This is a genomic window from Puia sp. (assembly GCF_036500295.1).
Lineage (GTDB): Bacteria > Bacteroidota > Bacteroidia > Chitinophagales > Chitinophagaceae > Puia.
This window is the reverse complement of sequence record NZ_DASYCH010000001.1, coordinates 21,225-47,204: the sequence shown is the minus strand read 5'-3', so window position 1 is coordinate 47,204 and position 25,980 is coordinate 21,225. Positions and strand designations below refer to the sequence as shown.

The 25,980-nt window shown below is 54.5% G+C and carries 18 protein-coding genes; 8 read left to right on the top strand and 10 right to left on the bottom strand.

Annotation, left to right across the window (positions count from 1 at the left end):
- Positions 1–9: 9 nt before the first annotated feature.
- Positions 10–1,083, bottom strand: a complete 1,074-nt coding sequence (locus VGM48_RS00180; protein ID WP_331575369.1) for an alpha/beta fold hydrolase — start codon at positions 1,081–1,083, stop codon at positions 10–12.
- A gap of 112 nt (positions 1,084–1,195) precedes the next feature.
- Here VGM48_RS00180 and VGM48_RS00175 point away from each other — a divergent pair, with 112 nt between their 5' ends.
- Positions 1,196–2,209 carry a proline iminopeptidase-family hydrolase gene (locus VGM48_RS00175; protein WP_331575367.1) on the top strand — a complete coding sequence of 338 codons (1,014 nt, stop codon included), beginning with the start codon at positions 1,196–1,198 and terminating at the stop codon, positions 2,207–2,209.
- On the top strand, positions 2,190–4,148 hold the full coding sequence (locus VGM48_RS00170) for a gamma-glutamyltransferase family protein (RefSeq protein WP_331575365.1): 1,959 nt from the start codon (positions 2,190–2,192) through the stop codon (positions 4,146–4,148). Before VGM48_RS00175 ends, VGM48_RS00170 begins: the two co-directional genes overlap by 20 nt.
- 2 nt (positions 4,149–4,150) lie before the next feature.
- Here VGM48_RS00170 and VGM48_RS00165 read toward each other — a convergent pair whose 3' ends face one another.
- From VGM48_RS00165 to msrB, 6 genes are all read right to left on the bottom strand, one after another.
- The gene (locus VGM48_RS00165) at positions 4,151–6,526 is read right to left on the bottom strand and encodes a hypothetical protein (protein ID WP_331575363.1); all 2,376 of its coding nucleotides are present in this window, start codon (positions 6,524–6,526) and stop codon (positions 4,151–4,153) included.
- 22 nt (positions 6,527–6,548) lie between these two features.
- Positions 6,549–7,679, bottom strand: coding sequence for a DUF4249 domain-containing protein (locus VGM48_RS00160; RefSeq protein WP_331575361.1), 1,131 nt, complete (start codon positions 7,677–7,679; stop codon positions 6,549–6,551).
- Positions 7,679–10,438 carry a TonB-dependent receptor gene (locus tag VGM48_RS00155; protein WP_331575359.1) on the bottom strand — a complete coding sequence of 920 codons (2,760 nt, stop codon included), beginning with the start codon at positions 10,436–10,438 and terminating at the stop codon, positions 7,679–7,681. The genes VGM48_RS00160 and VGM48_RS00155 overlap by 1 nt, the downstream gene beginning before the upstream one ends.
- Positions 10,439–10,440: 2 nt before the next feature.
- Positions 10,441–11,160, bottom strand: a complete 720-nt coding sequence (locus VGM48_RS00150; protein ID WP_331575357.1) for a hypothetical protein — start codon at positions 11,158–11,160, stop codon at positions 10,441–10,443.
- Positions 11,161–11,265: 105 nt separating this feature from the next.
- Positions 11,266–11,910: a peptide-methionine (S)-S-oxide reductase MsrA gene (gene msrA, locus VGM48_RS00145; RefSeq protein ID WP_331575355.1), complete on the bottom strand. Its 645-nt coding sequence runs from the start codon at positions 11,908–11,910 to the stop codon at positions 11,266–11,268.
- Between the two features lies 1 nt (position 11,911).
- Complete coding sequence (msrB, locus tag VGM48_RS00140) at positions 11,912–12,436, bottom strand: peptide-methionine (R)-S-oxide reductase MsrB (protein ID WP_331575354.1); 525 nt, start codon at positions 12,434–12,436, stop codon at positions 11,912–11,914.
- Positions 12,437–12,568: 132 nt separating this feature from the next.
- Here msrB and VGM48_RS00135 point away from each other — a divergent pair, with 132 nt between their 5' ends.
- Positions 12,569–14,932: an ABC transporter permease gene (locus VGM48_RS00135; RefSeq protein ID WP_331575353.1), complete on the top strand. Its 2,364-nt coding sequence runs from the start codon at positions 12,569–12,571 to the stop codon at positions 14,930–14,932.
- A 10-nt stretch (positions 14,933–14,942) separates the two neighbouring features.
- On the opposite strand, the gene VGM48_RS00130 is transcribed toward VGM48_RS00135, so the two are convergent.
- Together VGM48_RS00130 and VGM48_RS00125 are read right to left on the bottom strand one after the other, a co-directional pair.
- Positions 14,943–15,740, bottom strand: coding sequence for an ABC transporter permease (locus VGM48_RS00130; protein ID WP_331575351.1), 798 nt, complete (start codon positions 15,738–15,740; stop codon positions 14,943–14,945).
- Between the two features lie 23 nt (positions 15,741–15,763).
- Positions 15,764–16,552, bottom strand: coding sequence for an ABC transporter ATP-binding protein (locus VGM48_RS00125; protein WP_331575349.1), 789 nt, complete (start codon positions 16,550–16,552; stop codon positions 15,764–15,766).
- Positions 16,553–16,721: 169 nt separating this feature from the next.
- On the opposite strand from VGM48_RS00125, the gene VGM48_RS00120 reads away from it, so the two are divergent.
- The 4 genes from VGM48_RS00120 to VGM48_RS00105 all read left to right on the top strand — a co-directional run bounded on the left by VGM48_RS00120 (position 16,722) and on the right by VGM48_RS00105 (position 24,081).
- Positions 16,722–18,335 carry a tetratricopeptide repeat protein gene (locus VGM48_RS00120; protein WP_331575347.1) on the top strand — a complete coding sequence of 538 codons (1,614 nt, stop codon included), beginning with the start codon at positions 16,722–16,724 and terminating at the stop codon, positions 18,333–18,335.
- 210 nt (positions 18,336–18,545) lie between these two features.
- Complete coding sequence (locus VGM48_RS00115; RefSeq protein WP_331575345.1) at positions 18,546–21,365, top strand: TonB-dependent receptor domain-containing protein; 2,820 nt, start codon at positions 18,546–18,548, stop codon at positions 21,363–21,365.
- Positions 21,366–21,384: 19 nt separating this feature from the next.
- Positions 21,385–22,752, top strand: a complete 1,368-nt coding sequence (locus tag VGM48_RS00110) for a hypothetical protein (protein WP_331575343.1) — start codon at positions 21,385–21,387, stop codon at positions 22,750–22,752.
- A 6-nt stretch (positions 22,753–22,758) separates the two neighbouring features.
- Entirely contained in the window at positions 22,759–24,081 is a 1,323-nt protein-coding gene (locus VGM48_RS00105; RefSeq protein WP_331575341.1) for a histidine-type phosphatase, read from the top strand.
- Positions 24,082–24,179: 98 nt separating this feature from the next.
- Here the strand turns inward: VGM48_RS00105 and VGM48_RS00100 are convergent, their stop codons facing one another.
- Positions 24,180–24,587 (bottom strand): hypothetical protein, encoded by a 408-nt coding sequence (locus VGM48_RS00100; RefSeq protein WP_331575339.1) that lies wholly within the window; start codon positions 24,585–24,587, stop codon positions 24,180–24,182.
- Between the two features lie 454 nt (positions 24,588–25,041).
- Here VGM48_RS00100 and VGM48_RS00095 point away from each other — a divergent pair, with 454 nt between their 5' ends.
- Positions 25,042–25,977 (top strand): glycosyltransferase family 2 protein, encoded by a 936-nt coding sequence (locus VGM48_RS00095; protein ID WP_331575337.1) that lies wholly within the window; start codon positions 25,042–25,044, stop codon positions 25,975–25,977.
- Positions 25,978–25,980 lie beyond the last annotated feature (3 nt).

Here is a 25,980-nt window from a genome sequence, read left to right as displayed (position 1 = left end):
TTTCGCTTGCTATTTCGATGCGCTGGCGTCCAGTAATTCTTTTAAATAGTTGCCCCAGATGGTGGGGTTGGAATGCGTGCCGTGACCGGTGGTTTTTTCGGTGATGGGCAGCAGGATATATCTTCCCTTTGGCACCTTTTTGATGGCGGGTTCCATGACGTTCATTTCGGGCGGGTTGCATTCATCGTCCGCGGAGTTGACGGCATAGAAGACGCATTTTATCTTTTCCAGATTTGGTTCGGGGTTATATAAACGGGATGCGTCGAAGGCGTAGATCATGTCATTGGCGTCCTGGCGCTTGATAAAGCCTTCCACGCTCCTGTTGTAAGCTCTTTCGGCCAGTTCGCGGGTCGGTTCGTGGCGTTGCATTTGCCAGGGGCTGCTGGTCATCCACATCATGGATGTGTAGGCGCCGCGCAGGCCAGCGGCGGGTGGTTCTGTATATTCACCATTTTTCCAGGCCGGGTCGTTCTCGACGCATTGGATGGCGGCGAAGCGGGTCATGCGGTTGCGGCCGGCGATCTCGACGGGTTCGCTGGCGTTGGCCATGCAGGCGTCCATGAAGTCGGGATAGGTTTCGGCCCATACCCAGCAATGCATTGCGCCCATGGATGTGCCGAGGATGAGGCGGAGGTGGTTGACGCCCATCTTTTCGGTGAGGACCGTGTAGTCCGCCTTTATCATATCGTCATAGGTATATTTTGGAAATTTCATATGCAGGCCTTCGCTGGGCTTGCTGGATTTGCCATGACCGATGCCGTCGGGAAGGATAATAAAATACTTACTGGCGTCGAGTAACTGGCCGGCCAGGAAGAGATTGCCGGCGAACTGGCGACCGGTGAAGTTGTGGCTGTTGCCGGTGGTGCCGTGCATGATGTAGACGGCGTTGGTGACCTGGCCTTTGGCGTTTTTGATGGGTTTGCCGAAGGTGGTGTAGTGCAGCTTTAGTATGGGCAGCGTTTCGCCGCTTTCGAATTTGAAGTCCTTTAATTCGTAATCGACTTCGGTTGAGTCAGGGAGTTGGGCCAACCCGCGCGCGGAGATCAGAAAGGCAGGCAGCAAAAGTAGTAGGAGCTTTTTCATGGAGTGAATGTAGGATTTTTACTTAAATTGAAGCTCTTTCTGCGGTTTCCCGATCTTGATGAATGTTATACGGATTTTACCTTTCTGCTTCACTACGCAAAAAATGAGTCTTATGAGATATTGCTTTTTATTCGTCCTTGTATTGATTTGCTTTGCCTCCTGTGTCCAGCCTGTGCCGGGACGCGGATTGGCTGATTATTTTGCTACGCAGGATTCCGGGGTACAGACCGGGAATGTGAAGATGGTGGAGATCACCACGCCGAAGGGCAGGTTCCATGTATGGACCAAGCGGTTTGGTCATAACCCGAAGATCCGGGTGTTGTTGTTGCATGGCGGACCCGGCGGGACGCATGAGTGTTTTGAATGTTTTGAGAATTTCCTGCCGAAGGAGGGGATCGAGTTTATTTATTACGATCAGCTGGACTCGTGGTATAGCGACCGGCCCAATGACAGCAGTCTGTGGACGACGGAGCATTTTGTGGAGGAAGTGGAGCAGGTGCGGCAGGCTCTGGGTCTGAACAAGGATAATTTCTATCTGTTGGGTCATAGCTGGGGCGGTATCCTTGCGATGGAATACGCGCTGAAGTACCAGGCGAATCTAAAGGGGCTGATCATTTCCAATATGATGGCCAGTATGCCGGAGTATGAAAAATACAATGGCATATTGCGTTCGAAGATGCGGAAATCTCTTGTGGACTCGCTGAAAGCGTATGAGGATAAGGGCTTATATAAGGACAGTGTATACCAGGCGTTGGTCTTTAAGGAGTACTACAAGCAGCATTTGTGCCGGCTGGCGGACTGGCCGGACCCTATCAACCGGATGTTCAACCATCTTAGCGAGGGGATCTATGTCACGATGCAGGGGCCGAGTGAGTTTAAGACGGGTGGCAGGCTGATCACCTGGGACCGGAGCAAGGATCTGGGGCAGATCACGGTCCCGACGCTGACGATTGGCGGGGAGTTTGACACGATGGACCCCAAGTACATGGAGTGGATGAGCAAGCAGGTGAAGAATGGGAGTTATGTATATTGTCCGCAGGGGAGTCATTGTGATATGTGGGACGATCAGGCGCATTATTTTCCTGGACTTATAAAATTTTTAAAAGATGTGGACCAAACTAACTAAGACCGGCGTGGCCGCTTTGTTGTTTATTTCTTTATCCGGGCAAGCCCAACCGACCGAGAAGCCGCCGTTGCATGGAAATCACTGGATGGCGGTGACGGGTAAGCCGTTGGCGGCCGAGGCGGGGGCGCAGATCTTCCAGAAGGGGGGAAACGCGATAGATGCGGCGTGTGGGATGCTTGGTGCGGTGTGTACCATGTGGGATGTGCTTAGCTGGGGTGGGGAGACGCAGGCGTTGATCTATAATCCGAAGACGGGCAAGGTGATCGCGATTGACGCGCTTGGGTTTGCGCCCACGGGTGCGACGCCGGCTTTCTTCAAGAGCAAGGGATATAATTTCCCGCCGGAGTATGGTCCGCTGGCGGCCGTTACGCCGGGTACGCCGGGTGGGCTTTGTTATATGCTGGCGGAATATGGTACGATGAGTCTTAAGGAGGTGCTTGCGCCGGCGATGGAGATGGCCAGGGGGTATGCGATAGAGGCGCAGACGGCGAACAGCTTTGAAGGGCAGAAGCGGCGGTTGAAGGAATGGCCCTACAGTAAGGCGCTGTTCCTGCCGCATGCCGGTGAGAAGCGGGAGGCGCCGGAGGCGGGGGAGGTCTTTGTGCAAAAGGATCTTCTCGAAACCCTTACCAAGATGGTAGAGGCGGAGCAGGATGCGTTAAAACACAAGAAGACGCGGAAAGAGGCGATCTATGCCGCTTATGACCGGTTTTATAAGGGGGATATTGCAAAGGAATTCGTGCGGGGTTGTCAGGAGCAGGGCGGTTTGATCACGATGGAGGACCTTGCCGCGTGGAAGCCGATCGAAGAGGAGCCGATGCATGTGAGCTACAAGGGTATCGAAGTATATAAGCTGCAGCAGTGGACGCAGGGACCTTCGATGCTGCAGGCCTTGAATATCCTGGAGAATTTCGATCTGAAGGGGATGGGCTTTAACAGCACGCGATATATCCATACGGTGTATCAGGCGATGAACCTGGCATTTGCGGACCGGGACTTCTATTATGGGGATCCCTATAATAATACGGGGCAGCCGATGAAGGGTTTGTTGAGTAAGGAATATGCGAAGGACCGGGCGAAGCTGATCAACTTCGATCGTAACGATGCGATGGCGGCGCCGGGTGATCCGTATCCATTCGAAGGGCGTACGAATCCTTTTACCGAACTGTTGAAGGAAAGGGCGCACATGCCCATGGGCGGCGGGCGTCCCGGGATGGGTGCGCCGAGTACGGGTGGAGCGATGAATTCGGGTGCTGCGTTGGTGGGGAGCAATGATCTTGCTTTTGATCATACGACTCCGGGGGTACCGATCGATGAGTCACTTTATCACGACCGGTTGTGGCGGGGGACTACGAGTATCGAAGCGGCGGATAAGGACGGCTGGGTGATCTCGGTGACGCCGAGCGGTGGCTGGAATCCGGCTTGTGTTGCCGGGCATACGGGTGTGGGGATGAGTCAGCGGATGCAGAGTTTTGTGTTGGATTCGATCATCGATCCGTTCAATGTCGTCAAGCCCCATCAGCGGCCGAGGGTAACGCTCAGTCCCAGTCTGGCCCTGAAGGATGGCAAGCCGTATCTCTGTTTCAGTGTCCAGGGTGGGGATACGCAGGATCAGAATTTGTTGCAATTCTTCCTCGATATGGTGGAGTTTGGGATGACGGTTCAGCAGGCTACGGAAGCGCCTAATGTCAACTCCGATCAGCTATGGCTTTCGCTTGGTGGAGAGCGGATGGAAGACCGGCGGCCGCGTCCGGGGCATATCCTTTTGGGGAATGTGACTCCGCCGTATGTCCGGCAGGACCTGAGAAAGATGGGGTATATCTCCACTTATGGTGACCGCACCAGCGGGCCCATCAATGCGATCATGATCGACTCGAAACATGGGACCCTTTGGGGCGGCAGCAGTAATAACGGGGAGGATTATGGGATTGGATGGTAGGATCAGCGGGTGGCCGAGCCTGCGGGTCTTACGGTGAATTGCCGGTAGGTGACTCCTGCGCGGCCATCGGCGGAAAGGCCCTGGATGACGATGAGGTAATTCCCGGGGAGGTCCGAGGTAAAGAATTCAACCGGTGTGGCATTTATCCCGGTGTGGATATCGGGCGACCAGTATAAGACATTTCGGAAATCCGGCAGGCGCCCTTGCGTCTGCCGGATTGTATTATAGGCCGGTGCATAAAACTGCCGGCGATATTGCATTCCTTCGTATTCGATCAGCAGGGAGCTGGAGTCCAGTTCCAGGCCTTCATAATCGCCCTTATAGGTCGTGAAACTGGCGATCCCGCTAAAATGGGAGGGGCCGAGAATATATTCGCGGGGGATCACGTCCAGTCTTTTTAGTTTCAGTGGATCATAGGTGAAAATGCGATCGTTCGGCACGGGTACCCCGTCGAGGAGTACGAGCGTTTTGTTGTCGGTGAAGGTGGAGTGTAAGGGCTCGTTCAGCATTACCAGATGGAGGTGACCGCGGGGTTGGGTGACATTGATCTCGCGAACGTATTCGCGCAACACTTCCTCCACGCTCGTAAAACGGGTGTAATTATCCATCAAATAGGTATAATCGGCGTGGCTGTAGAACGGGGTCGTGTCGATGCGTGGTGCGGTATAGTGTCTGAGGCTATCGCCGGTGTAGATATTTTGTACCTGCATGCCGATGCTGTGCCGGGTCAGCCCCTGAAGCTGTCCGCGGGCGAGATGGAAGGCCGGGATCGGGTTCTTTGCGTATTGTTCGGAGAAAGGACTGAAGGCTTCCACTTTATACGGGTATCCGTCGGTGCCGGTATGGATCACGATGCCATCGCTGCCGTAGAAATCTTTTATATCAAATTGAAATTTTCCGGCGCTGTCGGTTTGGGTGGAAGCGAACTGGAAGGTAAAGCCGGGGGTAGACAGCCAGGTGGTGACCTCTTTTGCGGGGGCGCCGGTATGGGGGTCGGTAAGGCGGCCGGTGATAAACTGTCCGCGGATCTCGGGCGGGTAGATGCGGGGGCCGGAGGGATGAGAGAGGACCTCGTTCCAGCGGAACCTTGTCCAGCCATGGGTTAAGCAATAGAGGCCGGCGAGTGTGGGGTCATCGAAGAGATGATCGGTGGGAATGCGGCCGATCCACTCGGAGGATCCCCACAGATAGCGAAGGATATCGGTTGAGGGATAACCTTGCAGGGAGTCGAGACGATAGACGGCGACGGAGAGCCGGGCGCCGGAGGTGTCGGATGCGGAGATATCGAGTTTTACTTTTTGTCTTATGCCGTATTCGGGTCTGTCGGTGGCGGCGGTTATGTTCAGTTTGTTGCGGGGAGCAATGAAATAGAGCCGTTCGGCCTGCGGGCGGCCGGCGGCGTCAAAGAGTGTGAACCGGGTATTGCCATCCTGGAGACCGGATCTATCGATGGTAAAGACTGCGGAGTCGCCGGCAATCGTGGGTGGCCGGCCGGTGAAGGCGGAGCGGGTTCCCGAATGCACGAAGAGCCGGGTATTTTGTGGGTTGAGGCCGGCGCTGGCGCGGATGATCAGGGTAAGATCAGGGCCGCCGTCCTCGCGGAGGTGGAGGGAATAGCCCTGGGGCAGAACGGGTGGAAGGGGCCAGGTGCGGGTGATCCCGTCGGGGCAATGTAGGATCGCTCTATAGGACTGGCCGGAGGATGGGGTAAAGTGGAGGGTTCCCATTCCTTCTTTTTGCGGGCGGAAGGTCGTGACGGTGTCGTTGGCGCCGATGAGTATCGCGCCTTCGGCCTCGATACCCTTACCCTGGTCGTTGGTGGCTTCGAAGGCGAGGGTAGCGGGCAGACCTGCGATCCAATCGCCGCCTTCGGGGAAGAAGGAAAGGGAAAAAGGATTGGCTACGGTGTCGGCGTGGGTCAGGGCGGCGGTATCGATCCCTTTGATGGTGTTGACGATGGTGACCGGTTGGGTGAAGAAGGTTTCCGGGCCGAAGTTTTTCATCCAGTTGGTATAGGCCCGGAGTTGGTAATTGCCTGTCGGGATACCGGGAGGGATAAAGAAGGAGCCTTCGCCAAACCCTTTTTCCAGGGCTATTTTTCCCGAGAGGGCCGGTTTGTTGTCGATGTCCAGCAGTTCGAGATAGGCCAGTTTGCTGACGCCGAGCGGGCGATGGGTATTACCGTCCACGCAATAAAGCCGGCACCAGAGCAGTTCGCCCGCGAGGTAGAAGGGTTTGTCGATATGAACGAAAAGCTTTTCCTGCAACACGACGTTCTGCCAGGTATCGGCGCGGGTCTGCACGGAGTTGAGGGCATCGGATTGCGCCAGTGCGGGGAGGGCGGGAAGAAGGCAGAGCAGGAGAGCGAGTTTTTTCATTTTGTTTTTGGCGGTTGTGCTGTTACCAAAAAGAGGGTTTTACATTGGTGCCCGTGAGGGTGCAGTCCACGCAGGTCTTATAGGCAAAATGTGCCTTGTTGGGTGGACTCAGGTCGAGACTCCAGGGCAGGTAACCGATGCTGAACCAATATTTGAGGCTATCGATGTTGTTGGTGACCTTTTGATCCAGACAATCGGGGTCATAATACCAGGGAAAGACCTGATCGTTTGTGATGAAGATACGCTGTGACTGAATATTGCCGCCGCTGACGAAGCCCAGGACCGTTTCCGCGGTATCGGTGAGGCAGCGGATATTGCCTTTATTGGCGGAGGGCTGGACGCCGAAGATGGAGCCGATCTGTTCTGTGTTCTTTTGCAGGATCTGCCACCAGTTGAAGGCCTCCTGTGTCAGTGCGTACTGAGTGACGAGGATACTGTAACGGACGGTGATCTGCTGGGAGCCGATGGGGATCAGGACGAGCGGGGCCTCATAGATGAGGTCCTGGGAGAGTTGGGTCGATGTCCCGAGGAAGATACCGGTGGCACGATCGCTATGCCAGCAGGTGGTGATCGTGTTCGGAGAGTATCCCACCAGGCCGGTGCCGGGGACATATTTAACGGTAGCGAAGTAAGGCGAATGAAATTCCCAGGTCTCCGAGTAGTCCCAGCGATAGTAGTGGGTCTTATTCTGCGGATCGTGGGTGTTGGCATAGATCTGAATTCCCTGGTGGACGTCGTTGTCCAGTCGTTTCCAGCTGATGCTGTCGATGGGCGGGTTGGCGACGAGCTGGACATAATCGGAGGCGTATTGTTTCCCGGCCGCGGTGACGATATGCAGGCGATAGGGAACGCTGTAGTTGAGTGCGGGAAGCTGCGAACCATATATCCCGGGAGTAATTTCTCTCAATGGGAATGAGCTGTTGTCGTTGCCTTCCACCGTGACCATTGCGCCTGATTCCGGATGGTAGGCGTTGGTATCCAGCTTTACGGTATGGGAGAGGTTGAAGAACGTGGTGTCGCCGGCATTGGTATTGATAAATCCTTCCACGACGAGGTAATCGGGTGGGTTGGCGATGGCGGGCGGCTGATAGGTTTGCCGGCAGCCCAGCGACGCAATCAGCAATATGAGGAAGAGTGTTTTATAATGGTTCATTAGAAATGAATATTGAAATTAACGAATGGGATAGCGCTGCCGAAGATGGAAAGCTTGTATCCGTTGACCGCACCGTGCTCGGAGACGAAATAGACGTTGTAGGGGTTCTTTCGGCCGGTGAGATTGTATACGCCGATGGTCCAGGAATTATGGGTCAGTTGGTGGACTTTATAGTTACCATCGATATTCAGGGAGAAGTCGGCACGGAAATAATCCGGGATACGATAGGCATTGCGATCGGAGTAGAGGACTCTTGCCGAGTTGGCGTAAAGGTATTCGGCAATGGGCAGGGTGATGGGTCTGCCTGTGTAGTAGAGCATATTGCCGGACACGCTGAAGCGGTGGTTGAACTTATAGTTCAGTGCTGCCGAAACATCATTGGGAATGTCGAAGTCGGCGGGATACCAGTTGCCGTGGTTGACTACTTCTCCCGCTGTGGGGTCGTCGGTTTTGAGGAAGGTGCGGGACCAGGTGTAGCTAACCCAGCCGTTGAGCTTACCGGCGGTTTTGCGGATGCTCAGCTCGACGCCGTATGCTTTGCCTTTTGAGTTGAGGACGTCTGTTTCTATATGGGGGTTGAGGATGAGGGTGGCGCCGGAGCGGTAGTCGAGGTAGTCGTGGAGTTTTTTATAATAGACTTCTACGGAGGTTTCGATGCTGTTGGCGTGAAGGTTCTTATAGAAACCCAGGGACAGCTGGTCGCCCAGTTGCGGGCGGATATGGGGGTCGCTCAGTTTCCAGATGTCGGTAGGCGCCATCGAGGTCGTGTTAGAGAGCATGTGGGAGTACTGGCGCAGGGAGTTGTAACCGGCTTTTATCGAGAAGGAGTTGGTAATGGCATAACGGGCGGAGAGGCGGTATTCGGGGCCCTGGTAGGTCTTTATGAATTTCCCTTTTGCGTATTCGGTGGACCCGAGTTGGTCCAGGACGGTTTTCGGCTGGCCGGCGGGGTAGTTGTATTCGGTGTGCGGGCCGAGATAGTTGAACAGGGAATAACGGATACCGGCGACGACAGATAGAGCGGGGGTGACGGTGATCCGGTCGGAGATATAGCCCGCGCTTTCCTGGCCGTATTCCGCCTGCATTTTGTTTGGCGTCACCAGGGAGTGGGAATTATAGGGTTCATAGTCGCCCGGGTGGAGGATATAGCGGATGCTGCTAAGGCCGAAATCGATCGTGTTATGCGAATTGAGATACCAGGTGTGGTCGGCTTTTACGTTGAACTGGCTGATGTCGAAATCCAGCTTGAAACCGTTGACGGGGTTGCCGTCGCTGTTGATATTGTACTGATAGCGATCGTAGCCGACCAGGTAGGAGCCGGTGACCTTACTGCTAAAGACATGTTTCCATTTTATGTTGACGTCGCGGTTGCCATATTTATAGAAGGTGTCGCTATTCAGATTGAAACGGTCGTTGCTCAGATAGCCGCTGAAGTAGAGATTGTTCTTTTCGTTGATATTATGGCTGATGAGCAGATTGACGTCGTTGAAGGAACCGCGGCTGTGTTTGTATTGTTCGGGCAGGAGATTGAGGAGCCAGTCGGCATAGGTGAAGCGGCCGCCGACGATGAAGGAGGTTTTGCCTTTGTCGAGGGGGCCTTCGATGGTGACGCGGCTGGTGAGCAGGCCGATGCCGGCGGTGCCGGTAAAATCTTTTTTGTTGCCTTCGCGGGCGGTGATATCCAGCACGGAGGCTACGCGACCGCCGTATTGGGCGGGGATGCTGCTTTTGAACAGTTCGACCCCTTTTACCACTTCGGGGTTGAAGGCGGAGAAGAAGCCGAAGAAGTGAGAGGGGTTATAGATCGTGGCGTCGTTGAAGAGGATCAGGTTTTGGTCCGCGGAACTGCCGCGAACGTTGAGACCGGTGCTTGCTTCGCCGACGCTCTTGACACCGGGAAGGGTAAGGACGACGCGGAGGACATCGGCTTCGCCCATGACGGTGGGCACCTGTTTTATCTGTTGGATATTGAGTTGTTCGACGCCTAACTGAACGCGGTTGACGTTGAGGGTTTTTTGGGAGGAGACGATCACTTCGCGGAGGGTGGTCACCTGTTCGCGCAGGTCCATATCCATTTTCCCGTCGGAGTAAAGCATCACCTGGAAGTGGCTGTCGCGGAGTCCGAGGCCCTGTACATTGAGCATGTGGTGGCCCCGGGACAGGGAGAGTGAAAAATAGCCATAGCGATCGGTGACGGTGGCTACGCCCGGTGGTTCGGGGCTGATGACGACGCCGGAGATGGGCTCACCCGTGCGGGTATTGCGGACATAACCGGAGATCACGGATTTTCCGGGGGCCAGGGTATTGGTTCTGGGGCCGATGTCGTACAATTTGGATTCGGAGCTGCCTTTGCTCCGCAGATTCTTTTCTTCGCCGAAGCGGACGGTAGTACGGGAGGTTGAATCGGGTTGATTGGAGACGGCGGGGGCCAGGCCGGTCTGGATCATCCAGCCTTTTGTAAGAAACACATTCCCGTCCTCATCCATGGCATAGTGATAGGGGGTATTTCTAAAAAGCTGGTCCAGCAGCTGGTCGAGCGGGACATTTTTTACGCTGAGAACGATGTCCAGGCTGTCGAACTGGGCGGGATCGTAGTAGAAGTGAACGGGCAGCGTGGCTTCGATCCCGGATACGAGGCTGTCGATGCGGACATGGCTAAGGGTTAGGTTCAGGCCTTTTTGAGCCGGGTGTTGTTGGGCGTGGGCCGTTATACCGGTGAGGATAAGGGCAAGAAGGAAGAGCGGGAAGGGCCGGCGCATAGTCAGTGGGATAGTTGGTTATAGTGATCGACGATGGCCTGCATGGCCGTTGCCGGGTCTTTTTTGAACCGGAGATGCTGTGCATTCTGGAATTGCTGGAGCTGTTTCTTTTTGTCGGAAAGGAGGGTGAGCAGGCGTTTGTCGGATCCTACGGAGTAGAAGTGATCCTGTTTATAAATGAAATATTCGTCGTGGGAGGTGATATAGTGATGGAGTTCGGCGCCTTCGATCCTTTCCTCCCATTTTTTTGTGTGGCGAACGAAGAGGGAGGCGTAGCCGGAGGACAGCTGTTCGTAGTAGCCGGGGCTGTTGTTTACCGAGAGATACACGAAAAGGTGGTCGGCGAAGGTGAATTGCCGTACTTTTCCCGGCGGTGGGACGAGGAGCTGGCCTTTGGGGTCGGAGATGACGAGCTGATCATGGACGAGATCGTATAATAATGGGATATGGGTATAGGTGAGGTTTTCGTAGATCAGGGTTCCGGTGGTAAGGTTACCCGACTGAAACCATTGATCGCCCTGGGTGTCGCGGTAGTTTGCCTGGTAGACGATACCGTTATAGATGGCGGCATCCGGCCCGACATAAGACTGGTAGAAGATGGTGGCCCTTGCGGTTGCGATGGACTGGGAGCTGTCGGCGGGGGCAGATTGCGCGGAGGCGGATGTGGCGATGCATAGGCATAGCAATATCTGCGCGCAGCAGCTAGTTTGAATGGTCGGCATTGGCAATCAAGTCTTATGCTTCTAAATATAGCCAAAAAAGGTATCGCCTCAAATTAAAAAAGGGGCTGTCGTCAAGACAGCCCCGGCTTTTTATTGAAATATCGATCAGGACTTGAAGTTAAAAGTCGCTTTGTTGGCTTGTTTGAAGCGGAGCCAATCGGGTATGGATACGTGTTCGACGTAGGGATTTCCGGGATGGTTCTTTATATACTCCTGGTGGTAAGGCTCGGCGGGGTAGAAGGTGTTGAAGGGCATGACCTGGGTAACGATCTTACCGGAATATTTCTTCGAAGCCGTGAGCTTTGCGATCTCTTCGTCGATGGTCTTTTTTTCTTCGTTGTTGCGATAGAAGGCGATGGACCGGTATTGGGTGCCTTCGTCGGGACCCTGCCGATTGAGTTCGGTGGGGTCCATGCTGGCGAAGAATGCGGCTACGAGTGTGGAGTAGGAGATCTTCGACGGATCATAGAATACCTGTACCGCCTCGGCGTGACCGGTGGAACCGGTGCAGACTTTTTCATAATCCGGGTGTTTATCGTCGCCGCCGGCATAGCCGGAGACTGCATCGCGAACGCCTACGAGGCTTTGGAAGACGATCTCCGAGTGCCAGAAGCAGCCTTCGGCGAAGTAGGCTACGGCTTCATTCGGCGAGGGTTTTGTTTGTTCTTTTACCGGGATGTTCACCGGTTGGGAGTTGCCGCAGGCCGCCAGCATAAAGAGGCTGCTGAGGGTTATGATGAATTTTTTCATTTTAGTGTGATTTTGTGGGTGCAGGTTGGCCTTCGGGGACGAAGATGAGGGCCGCGGAATTCATGCAATAGCGTTTTCCGGTTGGCGAGGGGCCGTCGTCAAAGACATGGCCGAGATGGGAGCCGCTTTTGCTGTCCACCACTTCCAGTCTCTCCATCCCGTCGCTGAGATCTCTTACAAGACGGACTGCGTCGGGGTTTATCGGAGCGAAGAAACTGGGCCAGCCGGTGTGGGAGTCGAATTTGGTGTCCGAGCTGAATACGGGCTGGAGCGAGGCGGCGGAATAATATGTCCCTTTCTGGTAGAAATGGTCATATTTCCCGGTGAAGGCCCGTTCGGTACCTTTTTCGCGGAGGATGAAGAACTGATCCGAGGTGAGGCGGCCCTTCCAGTCGGCTTCGGAGAGCTTCATCGGGAAGGTTGTTTTTTCTCCCACGACGGGTGGGTCCGGGTATTTATTTGATTGCGCCGAGGCGGGCAGGACCCCCAGGAAAGCGATGGCGAGTGTCCAAATGCTAAATTTCATGAGTTGTTGTTTAGTATGTCTAAGTAACGAAAGAAAGGGTACGAGGGTTTGTTAAAGCGGAAAAAGTGAGGATTTTGTTAGAATTGCTGCAACATTTTTGCCTATGGGCCGTCCTATGAAAAAAAGGATCTCATGTTTAAAAACTACCTGAAAGTCGCCTTTCGCAACCTTTGGAAGAACAAGGGGTTCTCATTTATCAACATTGTTGGCCTTGCGGTCGGGATGGCCAGCGCTGTTTTGATCCTTTTATGGATACAGAACGAGGTGAGCTATGATGATTTTCATGAGAAACGGGACCGGATCTATGAGCTTTGGAACCGGGCGGAGTTCAGCGGGGAGGTGCACAGTTGGAATACGACGCCGAAGGTGGCGGCGGCGGCGATGCAACGGGATTATCCCGAGGTAGAGCATGCCTGCCGGGTCGACTGGACCGGGCGGCTGCTTTTTAGTGTTGGGGATAAACGATTGATGATCAGGGGGAATATAGTGGATTCCGTTTTTCTGCAGGTATTTAGCTATCCTTTGCTGAAGGGGGATCCGAAGACGGCCCTGATGGATAACCATAGCGTGGTGGTGACGCAGTCCCTGGCCAAAAAGCTGTTTGGCAATGAGGATGCGATGGGAAAGGTGGTGCGTATCGACAACAAGGAAAATTATACGGTGACGGGTGTGTTGAAGGACCTGCCGAACAATACGCGGTTCGATTTTGAGTACCTGCTGCCCTGGGCGCATCTTCGTAAGGAGGGCAATGACGATATCTGGTGGGGGAACAACAGCACCCGGACCTATGTTCTGCTGAGGTCCAATTCCACCCTGGCCTCGATAGCGCCGAAGGTAAAGGGAATGAAGACGCGGTATGACAGTACCGAAAAGAAGTGGGAGATGTTCCTTTACCCGATGAGCCGCTGGAGGCTGTACTCGGATTTCAAGGGAGCGGTGGAAGATGGCGGGCGGATCACGTTTGTGCGGCTGTTTGCCATCATCGCGAGCTTTATCCTGTTGATTGCGTGTATCAATTTTATGAACCTGAGTACGGCGCGGAGTGAGAAGCGGGCGAAGGAGGTGGGTATCCGGAAGGTTGTCGGAGCGCCGAGGAGCGGGCTGATCGGCCAGTTTATCGGGGAGTCGGTTCTACTATCCTTTCTTGCGGCATTGGTGGCGCTCGGGATCGTGGTGATCAGCCTGCCGGGTTTTAACGCGCTTACCGAGAAGCACCTGCATGTTCCCTTCGGCAGCGTTTGGTTCTGGTTGTCGGGGGTATTGTTCATCCTCTTTACGGGGTTATTGGCGGGGAGTTATCCGGCCTTTTTCCTTTCTTCGTTTCAGCCGGTGAAGGTGCTGAAGGGGACGTTCAGGGCGGCGAATGCCCTGGTGACCCCGCGTAAGGTGCTTGTCGTGCTGCAATTCACGTTTGCGATCATTTTGATCATCTGTACGATGATCGTTACGCAGCAGATCAACTATGCGCGGGATCGCGAGGTGGGATATGACCGGGCCAATATGATGTATCATTTTATGACCGGAGATATCGGGAAAAATTACAAACTCATCAAGCAGGAGCTTTTGTCTTCGGGGGTGGCGACGTCGGTGTGCCGGACGAACAGCCCGTGGACGCAGCGGTACAGCGACACCTGGGGTTTTGTGTGGAGGGGGAAGGACCCGAATGACAAGACCGATTTTATCCGGGAGTGTGCGGATGAAGGGGTGGTGGCTACCACGGGGGTCAAACTTGCGCAGGGGCGGGACCTGGATCTCGAGCATTATCCGACGGACAGTCTTGGTATTCTGCTGAATGAGTCCGCGGTGAAGGCCATGCATTTCAAGGATGCGATCGGGCAGGAAATAAAGGATGACGATGTTGCTTTTCATGTGGTGGGGGTGATCAAGGATTTTATTATCGAGTCACCGTATACGCCGATTCGGCCGATGGTGATCGTGGGGGCGAAGCAGTCGTGGTATAGTGTGCTGAATGTCCGGTTTAACACCAAGAACTCCACGGAGACCAATCTGAAGAAGGCGGAGGCCATCTTCCGGAGATATAATCCTCAATATCCGTTTGAGTATCAGCTTGTCGACGAGGAGTACAGCCGCAAGTTCGATGACGAGAAGCGGATCGGGACGCTGGCGGGATTGTTTGCCGCGCTGACCATTTTTATCTCCTGTCTGGGGTTGTTTGGACTGGCGACCTATATGGCGGAGAACCGGGTGAAGGAGATCGGGGTGCGGAAGGTGTTGGGTGCGTCGGTGACGGGTATTACGGCTTTGCTGTCGAAGGATTTTCTGCAGTTGGTGGGGGTATCGTTTTTGGTGGCTGCGCCGATTGCCTGGTTTGCGATGTATAAATGGCTGCAGGACTATCCCTACCGGGTGAATATCCAGTGGTGGGTGTTTGCGCTGGCGGCCGGGTTATCGCTGACGATCGCTTTGGTGACGGTTAGCTTCCAGGCTATCCGGGCGGGGATGGCGAATCCGGCGAGGAGTCTGCGGAGTGAATAGGCGACGTGTTTTATTTTGTGCTCCAGCGGAAGTAGCGGATGCCGAAGATGGTGAATACGGCTGTGTAGCCGAGGGTGACGAGGAGGGTCATGGATGTCTCGTTTGTCCAGCCGGTGGGGGTAAGGGCGGCGGAGATGAGATTGCTGGTGGTGCCGTAGGGGGACCATTTGGCGATATCACCTATTTGTATCCCGAGCATGCCGAAGGAGGCGAACTGGCCGATCATGATAAAGGCGAAGAACACGAGACGGGTGGTGACGTTGACGGTCTCGGGGTTTCTGACGAGGCCGACGATCATCTGGCCGAGGCTGAGGTAAACAGCTCCGCCGACGATGGCTGCGATGAAGGCGAAGATATAATTGGTTGCGGTCATTTTAATATGGTCTACCTGGTAGCCGATGATGAAGAGTACGAGGGTGGTGATGGTTATCATCACGAGTTGGACGGCGAGACGGCTGGCGATGATGGTCCAGCGGGGGGCGGGGGTTACGCGGAGGCGTTGGAAGATGCCTTTGTCGCGGTCGCGGGCGACGGCGTTGGTATAGCCCATGAGGCCGATGGCGTTGAGGCCGACGGTGATGCAATTGGAGAGGGCGAAGGCGCCGCCGAATTTGGCGACCAGTCCCTTCCAGGAAATGAGGATGATGGAAGGGATGAGGATGACCATGATGCTTGCCCGGCGGTTACGCCATTGGGATGTGAGATCGGCCTTCAGCAGGCTGGAGAAAACGGTTCCGGAAGAGGGCAGCGTATAGGTGGGGCGGCTGTCCCGGGTGATCGTTGGGGTTGATGTTATGCTGGATGACATGAGTTTTTGTTTTACTTGAGTTTTTAAGAGCGGATGGCGTCGCCGGTGAGTCCGATGAATACGTCTTCGAGGGTGATCTTGCCTTTTCGGGAGGCGCGGATGACCTCGGGTCTATCGCGATTGTCGTCGATGATGGCCTGGGGGGTATCGATGGTGATGATCTGGCCGTGGTCGATGATGGCGATGCGATCGCAGACCGATTCGGCCTCTTCCATCGAGTGGGTGGTCAGGAGGATGGAGTGGCCTTTTTCCCGCATGGCTTCGATGCGTAGCCAGAGCTGGCGGCGGGATTGGGGGTCGAGGCCGGTGGTGGGCTCGTCCATCAGCACCAGCGGGGGCTGGTGGATGGTGGCGATGACCAGGGATACCCGCTGCTGCTGGCCACCGGACAGCTGGCCGAAGCGCTTTGACGCCGAGTCATCCAGTTTGATATCTGTAAGGATGGCGGATGTTCGTTCGGCGGAGAGGGCGATGCCGTGGATGCCGGCAAAGAGCCGGATGATCTCCGATATCGTCAGTTCGGGTTGAAAGCTGGTGGACTGGAGCTGGACTCCCATGGCGGCGCGGGCCTCGAGGGGCTGTTTCCGGCTGTCGTAGCCGGCAACGCGGATGGCGCCGCCATTTGGCTTTAGCAGTCCTTCGATGGCGCTGAGCGTGCTTGTCTTGCCGGCGCCGTTGGGACCGAGGAGACCGAAGATCTCACCGGCTTTTACCTCGAAGGAAACCTTTTGAACGGCCTGGAAGTTCCCGTAGCGGACATCCAGGTTCTCTACTTCGAGGACAGGTTGGTATTGGTTGGTTGGCGTGTTCATCTTACTAAGATAAAGCGTGCAAGGCGTCGGGGCAAGGGCGGGGCGGTCATTTTTGGGGGAATTGCCGGTGAAACACCTACCTGAGGCGGCGAAAGCCTCCGATGTGGCGATGTCAGACGGGGGCAGGGGGTAACAATTACATAATATTAAAGGCCGAACTTGCCGTCCCATGTCTTATTTAAGCCGGCTGGTTCTTATTGTTGTATTGTTGACTGCTTTGAGAGTTTCCGCGCAGGAGAGCGACCGGGCTGAGCTGCTCTATACCCAACGACTCAGCAAACGGTTTCCCGACAGCGCTTTTTTGTTGTTGCGGGAAATGTATAGCCAGGCGCTGGCGCGAAAGGACCGGCTTGGCACGGGCAGCTGTCTGCAGCAGATGGGCCAGATCTGTTATTATCTCGGCAATTTCCCCAAGGCGTTGGATTTTCATGGACAGGCGGATAAGCTTTTCCGGGAGGGTGGGTCGCCCGATCTGGAGCGGGTGGCGGCCAACCTGAACGATATGGGCATCCTTTATTATTATAACCGGCAGACGCCGCTGGCCTGGAAGCAGTATGAAGAAGCGCTGGGTATTTACCGGGAGAAGGGGAATATCGAAGGGATAGCGGATACTTATGGGCGGATCGGGCATCTTTTTGAGAAGCGGCAGCGGTATGACAGCGCCTTTTATTTTCAGCGGCTTGCCTTGCAGGAGTATAGCCGGATCGCGCACAAGCAGGGGATGGCAAAGATCTATGAGAACATGGGCAGCATTTATGAGGACCTGGAACGATATGACTCGTCGTGGGACTACTTTAAGCGTTCGCTGGAAATGTACGAGCAGGCGGGTGAGGAGGTGGCGAGTATCGAGGTGGTGAACAACCTGGGGGATATTTACCGGAAGACGGGGCGGTACCGGGAGGCGATCGTTCAGACGGGGAAGGCCCTGGCGCTGGCGGAGAAGACCAACGACCTCTATGAGAAGGGAGCGGCATATCGCGACCTTGGAAAGGCGTATGACCTGTTGCATCAGGAGGACAGCGCCTATCATTACCTGGAGCTGTCGCGGCGGGCGACAATCGATGTCTATAGCAAGGAAAATAACCGGCAGACGGCATTTTTAAGTGTCCTGTTCGATATCGACAAGAAGAATGACGAGATCGTGCGGCTTGAGAATGCCCGAAAGATAACCATGATCGTGACGGTGGCAGTGATCATCGTGGTAGCGCTGCTGGTGGCGCTTGGCTGGACGATGTCGCGGCGGCAGCAGGAGCGGATGGAGGCCGAGCTGGCCAGGAAGCAGTTGGAGGAGGAACGGCTCAAACGGGAGCTCGAAACGGACAGAAAGGAGCTGGATGTGAAGAGCCAGGAACTGGAGGTAAAGGTGAAGGGGTTGACGTCCTACACGCTTCATGTGATCCAAAAGAACCAACTGCTGGAAGGTTTGCGGGACCGGCTGGCATTTTTGGTGAAGGAGGACAAGCGGGACCAGAAAAAGCAATTACAGCAACTGATCCAGCAGATCAATCAGAACTTCAACCATGATCAATACTGGGATGAATTCAGGGAAACGTTTGGGCAGGTGCACCAGCAATTCTTTGATACCTTAAAAAGGCACTCCGAAGAGCTTACCGGTAATGACCTGCGGCTCCTGTCCCTGATAAAGCTCAATCTGGCGTCAGCGGATATCTCCACTTTGCTTGGGATCTCTCAGGACAGCCTGCGGGTATCGCGGTACCGGTTGAAGAAAAAGCTCAATCTTGGGGCCGACGAGAACCTCGCGACGTTTGTTCAGTCGGTGTAGCATCGAGGTTCGCTGTGGTAACAATTTCATAATGGAGTTTCTGTTTCACTTAAGTTTATTGATAAACAAGTATTTGTGTGCAGCATGTTAACGGTGCTGCCGGTGCGTATACGGTGTCCTGAGGGCTGTTGTCGTTTTGTTCACTCCCCTTTTTTCCGAGTGCTTTTTGGGCAGTGCATCTTTGGCGGAGAAAATTAAAAACTAGCTAATATGAAGCGACTAATCCCTTTACTTATTTTTTTATCGGGCGGCTGGATAGCCGGCCAGGCGCAGACGGCTCCTTTTGCCGGAACTGTAAAAGACCAGCGAACGGGGGAGCCCCTTCCGGGCGCCGGCATCGAACTTTCTACCAAGGGGGCCGATGGCAAGAAAAAGGAGATCCATTTATTATCCGGGCTTGACGGAAGTTTTGTGTTGCGGCATATTGCTGCCGGCCATTATGAAGTTTCGGTAAGGGTGGTGGGTTACGAACATGTTTCCCAGGAAATGGATCTGGCGGATGGCTCAGGGAAGACCATGAGCTTTACTCTTGAGCCTACCCGCAAGGAGCTGGCGGCTGTCAGCGTTATGGGTTCCAGCGGCGGACGCGGGAGCGAGCGGGGTTCCCAACTGGCGGACCGCCGTGCGGATATCGTACAAAACTCTTTGTCCGCGAGGGCGATCGAGGTATCGCCCGATCTTTCGGTTGCCAGCACGGCGCAACGGGTGTCGGGGGTTACGACGGAGCGTGGAAATAATGGAGAATCCCAATATGTGATCATCCGGGGGATGGAGAAACGCTATATCTACACGCTGGTGAACGGCATCAAGATCCCCAGCCCGGACAATAAGAACCGGTATGTGCCTTTGGACATTTTCCCTGCCGATCTTCTGGAGCGACTGGAGATCACCAAGTCGCTGACCCCGAACATGGAGGGGGATGCTATCGGGGGCGCCGTCAATATGATCATGAAAGACGCGCCGGCGAAATTCAGTGTCAATGCCAATGGGGCCCTGGGTTATGCCAATGACTTCTTTACCCAGGACTTCTCGAAATTCAGCAGCGGCGCGAGCCTGAATCGTTCGCCCCGGGTGCTCAATGGCGGCAGTTATCTTGCGACGATGAAGGATCTTCCCAATAATGCATTCAGTCATAGTACGAGTCATAACCCGTTTGGGGAAGTGTTGGGTTTGTCGCTTGGCGGAAGATTGCTGGACAACAAGTTGGGCATCCTGGTTGCCGGGAGTTTCCAGAATAATTTCCGAAATGTGAAGTCGGTGCTTTTTGAACAACCCGATCAACTGGTGGATGGCGGATTGCCCTTATCCAGCGTTGCCAACCGGCATCTCTCCGTGCAACAACAACGCAGCGGCACGCACGTAAGACTTGACTACCGGTTCAATGACAACAATAAGCTGAGCTTTTATGGCGGCTATATGAACCTGATGCGGCAGGAATTCCGCAATGTCTCCGACACCAACCTGGAACTTAACCGGGTGGGCCCGGGTTTTGGCAGGGTCTCCAACAGCAACCGGGATCTTCATGAGGTGCAGCAGATATCCAACTATACTTTGAAAGGAGAGCATGCGCTTGGCGGCAATTTCTTCCTTGACTGGACGGCGGCCTATTCGAGGGCGACGCTGAACAATCCGGATGAGTCTACGCTGAGCTGGGATGGCGGTGTACAAAAGGACCCCGTTACGGGCGCCAAGGTGCAGGATCCGCCGACGCTGCAGGGGTCCAGCCGGGAATTTACGCACAGTACGGATGAGGACAAGAGCGGCTATCTGAACCTGCGATATGTGTCGAAGATCGGCGGGGCTTCGGTGGACTGGAGCATCGGGGGAATGTACCGCGATAAGAACCGGACCAGCGAATATGATGTCTACAACCTCGATCCGAATCCCGGCGGTCAGAATTATAATGGCGATGTCAGCCAGAACGGCTGGGTCGTGAAGAACCCGCAGGGTACTTCGGATGACCCGTTGAACTATACGGCCCAGGAAAAAGTAGGTGCGGGATATGGAATGGTGAAGATCGAAGCGGGTCCCTGGCTGATCACCGGTGGTGCGCGTTATGAGCATACGGACCTGACCTGGAACAGCAATGTAGAGAATACCATCAAGGGAAAGACCGGCGGCATCTCCTATTACGATGTGTTGCCCAGCGGGAATATCAAGTATTCGATCGACCGGAAGGAAGCCCTTCGGTTGTCTTATTATTCGGGGATCGGCCGGCCCAATTTCTATGAGGTGATCCCGCATACGCTTTATGATCCCGAGAGCGGGCAGACGGAGAAGGGCAATCCCTATCTCAAGCGGACGACGGCCGACAACTTCGACCTGCGGTATGAATATTATCCCAAGGGGCTGGACCAGGTGTTGGTTGGAGTCTTTTATAAGAGTATCAAGAACCCGATAGAATATTCGATCACGAATATCCCAGATCCCAGCCAGCCGCAGTCGAGCAGCAATAACACCTATTATATCCCCGAGAACTTCGGGAATGCCACCAACAAGGGTGCCGAGGTGGATATCACGAAGTACTGGCGGTGGTTTGGGGTAAGGGCGAACTATACCTATACCGATTCGAAGATCAAGACGACCAAGCAGCATACTTTCCCGGTTGCGGGCGGCACAAAGACCGAGACGCCGGAAGAGACCCGTCCTTTGCAGGGGCAATCCAAGCATATCGCGAACCTTTCGCTTTTATTCAAGGATGACAACAAACTTGGGTTGAACGCTCAGCTGGCTTTCCAGTATACCAGCGGGCGGATCAATACGGTGTCCCAATTCTATAATTATGATATCTGGCAGAAGGAATTTGCGCAGTTGGATTTCTCGCTGGAGAAGCGGGTGGCACATCGCTGGTACGTCTATGCCAAGGTGAACAACCTCCTGAACACGCCCTATCAGCTGGAGGTACATCAGCCTTATGCGGTTGGAACCGTGAATCCTTATGCCCCCTATCAGACACCGGGTAAGAACATCTTTATGCGGAAGGACACGTACGGCATCAATTACCTGCTTGGTGTGAAATTTAAACTCTAACAATCCAAAAAATATTATCATGTATACGAAATTTTTTAAAGTGGGTCTGGCGGCGGCGGTTTTGGCCGGGCTTGGCGCCTGTCACAAGGAGGAGAAGGTGAATGTCAGTCCCGCCCAGGTGTCGGCGAGTCATCCGATAACCAGTGACAGCCTCACCGGGTCGGTGTCCGGGACGCTTCTTTCGGGCAAGACCTATTATTTCTCTTCCGATATTACGATCAACCAGGGGGATACCCTGTTTATGCAACCGGGGTCCAGGCTGATTGCCATCGGTGACGGCAAGACCACGGCTACCAGCCCGCAGATCACCTGTAACGGCTCGCTCATCAGCATCGGGTCGGCAGACAGCAATAACTATATCACGGTGCCGGATAACCTGCGGGATGCCGCGAGCATCGGCAAGGGACTTTGGGGAGGCATTCAGTGTGGCGAGACCAGTGGGGATGTCATCATCAAGTGGACGCATATCGAATTTGCGGGTGGCCCTGCGGGGCCCGCGGCGGATCCGAATGTGTTTGCGCCGGGCGACCCGCGGAACAGCCTGTCCTATACCAATATCGATGGGAATGTGATTGTCGAGGACTCCTGGATCTTTGGCACATCGGATGATGGGATGCGATTGTTGCACGGGCATGTCAGCGTGATGCGGAATACTTTCGAGGACTGCGGAACGACGGGCGGGGAAGGATTGAACCTGAAGAACGGCTGTGTCGGCGACGTGGCTTACAATCTCATTATCGGGGCTGCCACGAATGCCTTTAAGGTTTCGAACAGTGGCGGCGGGCCGATCGAGAACAAGACCTACCTGTATAACAATACGATGGTGAACTGTGGTTTTCGTCAGCTAAAGGCGGGACGTGGCGGGTCGATCGACTATGAGAAAGGCTGTCAGGGGAAGATCTACAACAATGTCATCGTCAACTGCCGGTTTGGGATGCGGATCACGCCGGATGCGGATGTGAAGAACATTACCTACAATAACCAATTCTTTTACGGGAATGCGCAGTATCTGTTGAATCAATTCTATTCCGTGGACGGGGTGGGTGTCAAGCAGGGTGCGGATATTATGAGTGCCACGCCGAAGGATAATAATCCCCGGTTTAAGATCTACGACGTCGACCAATTCGATTATAATACGGTTGCTCCGCCGCTGGCTGCTTCGGCCATGCCGATGACGATCGTGACGGATGCGGGTTATGATCTTACTTTGTTGCAGAGCAGCCCGGCCTATCATAAGGGGGTTACGAATTTCCAGGCGTTGCGAACGGTGCCGCAGGGCGGGTCGTTTGGAGCGAATACGGTCGATCCCAATGTGGATATGGGCGCTTTTCCCACCGATGGCAGCGGCAATAAGCATTTTACTTCGAGTCTGAGTTCGACAAATTAAGAGGGCATGAGAAAATTCAAATGGATTCTCCTGGTAGCAGGGGTGGCGTGGGCGCAGCGGTCTGCTGTGGCCCCGCCGCCCTTTTTAGGGACGAAGACCCCGTATACGGCACCGGATGCCGGCTATACGGCGGTGCCGGCGGGCTATCGGCCGGTGTTTGTGAACTATGTGGGCCGGCATGGGGCGCGTTTTCTTACGAAGGCCGGCGCGGATACCGGGGCTTTGCGGGTGTTGGACCTGGCGGCCGGTGAGCGGGGACTTACGCCGTTGGGTCAGCGGGTTCGTGCGGTGGTGAAACGGCTATGTGCTATCGAGAAAGGCAAGTATGAGAATATCACCCTGCTTGGGGCGGCCGAGCAGAAGGCTATCGGTCAGCGGATGTTCAGCCGGTGTGCCGGGGCTTTTCAGGGCAGGGGAATCGATGTAGCGGTTACGTATAAGATCAGGACGAAGCAGAGCGCCGATGCGTTTCTGCCGGGGCTTTCCGGGTATCGTGGGGAGACGCATTTTACGCGGCTGGCGGATTCGCAGGAAGCCGTTTTGCGGTTTTATGACCTTTCGCCTGCATATCTGAAATACAAGAAGGGGCCGGTGGTGAAGAAGGGGATGGATTCGATCGATAACGACCCGCGGACGGCTGCGGTTGCTGCTGCGGTGGGTGCGAGGGTTTTTACGCCGGGGTTTCTGGCTGGCAGGACGCCCGCGGTTGCGTTGGCTTTTTCGAACGACCTGTATGACCTTTATTCGGTGCAATTCTCGTTGCCGGGTGAGGTCAGGGCGGGAGGATTTGCCGCGGACAGTGTCGATCTTTCGCCTGTCTTTAGCCGGGAGGACCTGAGCTGGGAGGATTTTCAAAGCGGGGCCGCGGATTTTTTGGAGAAGGGGCCGGGGCGAGACCCGTTGGGTATCCAGGTGAAGATAGCGGCGCCGTTGCTGGCGGATTTTATCCAGACGGCGGATGCGGCGGTTGCGGGACGCGGGAGGGATGCGGTGTTGCGGTTTACGCATGCCGAGGCGATCTCGCCTTTTGCCAGTCTGCTGGGTATTCCGGAGGCAAGTGTGCCGGCGGCGAGCATCGGGCACTACCAGGATCACTGGCGGGCGGAGAAGATCATTCCGTTGAGTGCCAATATTCAATGGATCGTCTATCAAAATGGGGAAGGGACGCTGGTGAAGATCCTGTTGAACGAACGGGAGGTGCGGTTGCCGATCGGCGGTGGACCTTATTATCCATGGAAGGAACTGCGGGCCTATTGCATGGGACGGCTGAAGCTGGTGCAGGCTGGGCTGCAGGAAGATATGATCGCCTGGCTAAAGCGTTTGAAGTAGGTTACCCTATTGTGGAAACAGGTGGAGGGGGTGTACCGGATAAGTAAAAAAGCGGACCGGTGAACCGGCCCGCTTTTTAATTTGCTTTATCTGGTTTCTTAGAGAAGAGTTACGGTTGTGTTCTCCGTTACTGTCTTGCTAACCTGAAACTGACGAACGATCTCGGTGTTGTTGGCAGTGCGGATGATGAACGTCGGGTGGATGTCGGCATCCGTGTTCTCGAAGAATACGTTCTTGGAGAAGTGAGCGTCATTGAACTGCTGGTGGAAAACTACGTCACCGTTGTCATTCTTGATGATCAGGGAGAACTTTTCGGCGGTAGGGTTGTCGAACTCTACCTTAAAGGAGATGGCGTTGTTGCTGGTACCCTGGTATTTTACGGTTACCTGCTGTTCGGTTGCAGCCTTTTTGTTTTCACCGCCATTTGCGAGTGTGCTTGTCGGATTGCTAACTACGATTACGGCGGCGGTTACTGCTACTGCGAGAATCTTTGCTACAGCTTTCATACTATTATTCATTTATATTTTACAAAATTGTTAACAAAAGCGTTTGTCGGCAGGCAATGCGTTGAAGTTGGTGGCGGAGACAATCGAGGTTATGGCGGAGACAATCGGGCGGGCAATCTTACAATTCGAGTCCGGCGGAGCGCCGTTTTGCTGATTTGTTACACAAATGTAGAACGGAATATGGGGGTGCAGAAACCGTATTTAGTCGTTGTTTATTATGTCAACGGGGTAGGGTATTCTTTCAAATTATTGGTTTATAAATGATTAGGGGAGTGTATTGAATGATAACCAACTCTTTTTGACACATGAAAAAAGGTTGGTATCTTGTTTGCGCGTGAGTTAAAAATTCAGCTTTACAACCTCTATTCTCCCTATGAGTATTGAGCGTATACCTATAATACCACCCTTGATCGCCCCGGTTAAACCCGGAGGAAAGCGGCCCTTGTTTTCGGTAATGATACCGACGTACAATTGCACCCATTATTTGCGTCAGGCGCTGTCCAGTGTGCTTGCACAGGATCCGGGTGCGGATAAGATGCAGATAGAAGTGGTTGACGATTGCAGTACGGATGCGGATGTCCGTGCCGTTGTCGAGGAATTGGGGAAGGGGAGAGTAGGGTATTTCCGGCAGGAGAGGAATGTGGGCAGTCTGCGGAATTTCGAGTCCTGTCTGAATCGCAGTACCGGGGAGTGGGTTCATCTTTTACATGGGGATGATCTTGTCAAACCGGGTTTTTACAAAGAGATAGAATCGCTTTTCAATCAATTCCCCGAAGCGGGGGCTGCCTTCACCGGCTATCTGCACGTCAACGAAGAGACGGAGGTGCTTTATCCCAATGATCCTTTATCGGAACGTCCCTGTGTCATCGAGGACTGGCTGAGCGTCATCGCCGAGGGGCAGCGGGTGCAAACTCCCGCGATGGTGGTAAGGCGGCGGGTCTATGAGCACCTGGGCGGTTTTTTTGCCTTTCATTACGGGGAGGACTGGGAGATGTGGGTACGGATCGCGGCGCATTATCCGGTGGCCCATTCCCCGCGGCATCTGGCCAAATACCGGGTCCATAAGAAGAATATCACCAGTAATTATTTTTGCAACGGACAGAATATCCGGGATATAGAGAAAGCTATTGAGATCGTGCAGGATTATCTGCCGGCGGAGAAACGTGCGAAGTTGTATGAGCGTGCGAAGCGACATTATTCGCGGTATTTCGCCCGGACGTCGGATATGGTCTATCATAGTTATCATCATCCGCAGCAGGCTCTTGCGCAGGCGAAGAGCGCCTTCCAAATGGACAAGAACCCGACCACACTATACTTTGTCGTCAAGATGTATCTAAAGCTGCTGATCCGTTACCGGTTCAAGGATATGCGACAGCCGGCGTTCTCTTAAACA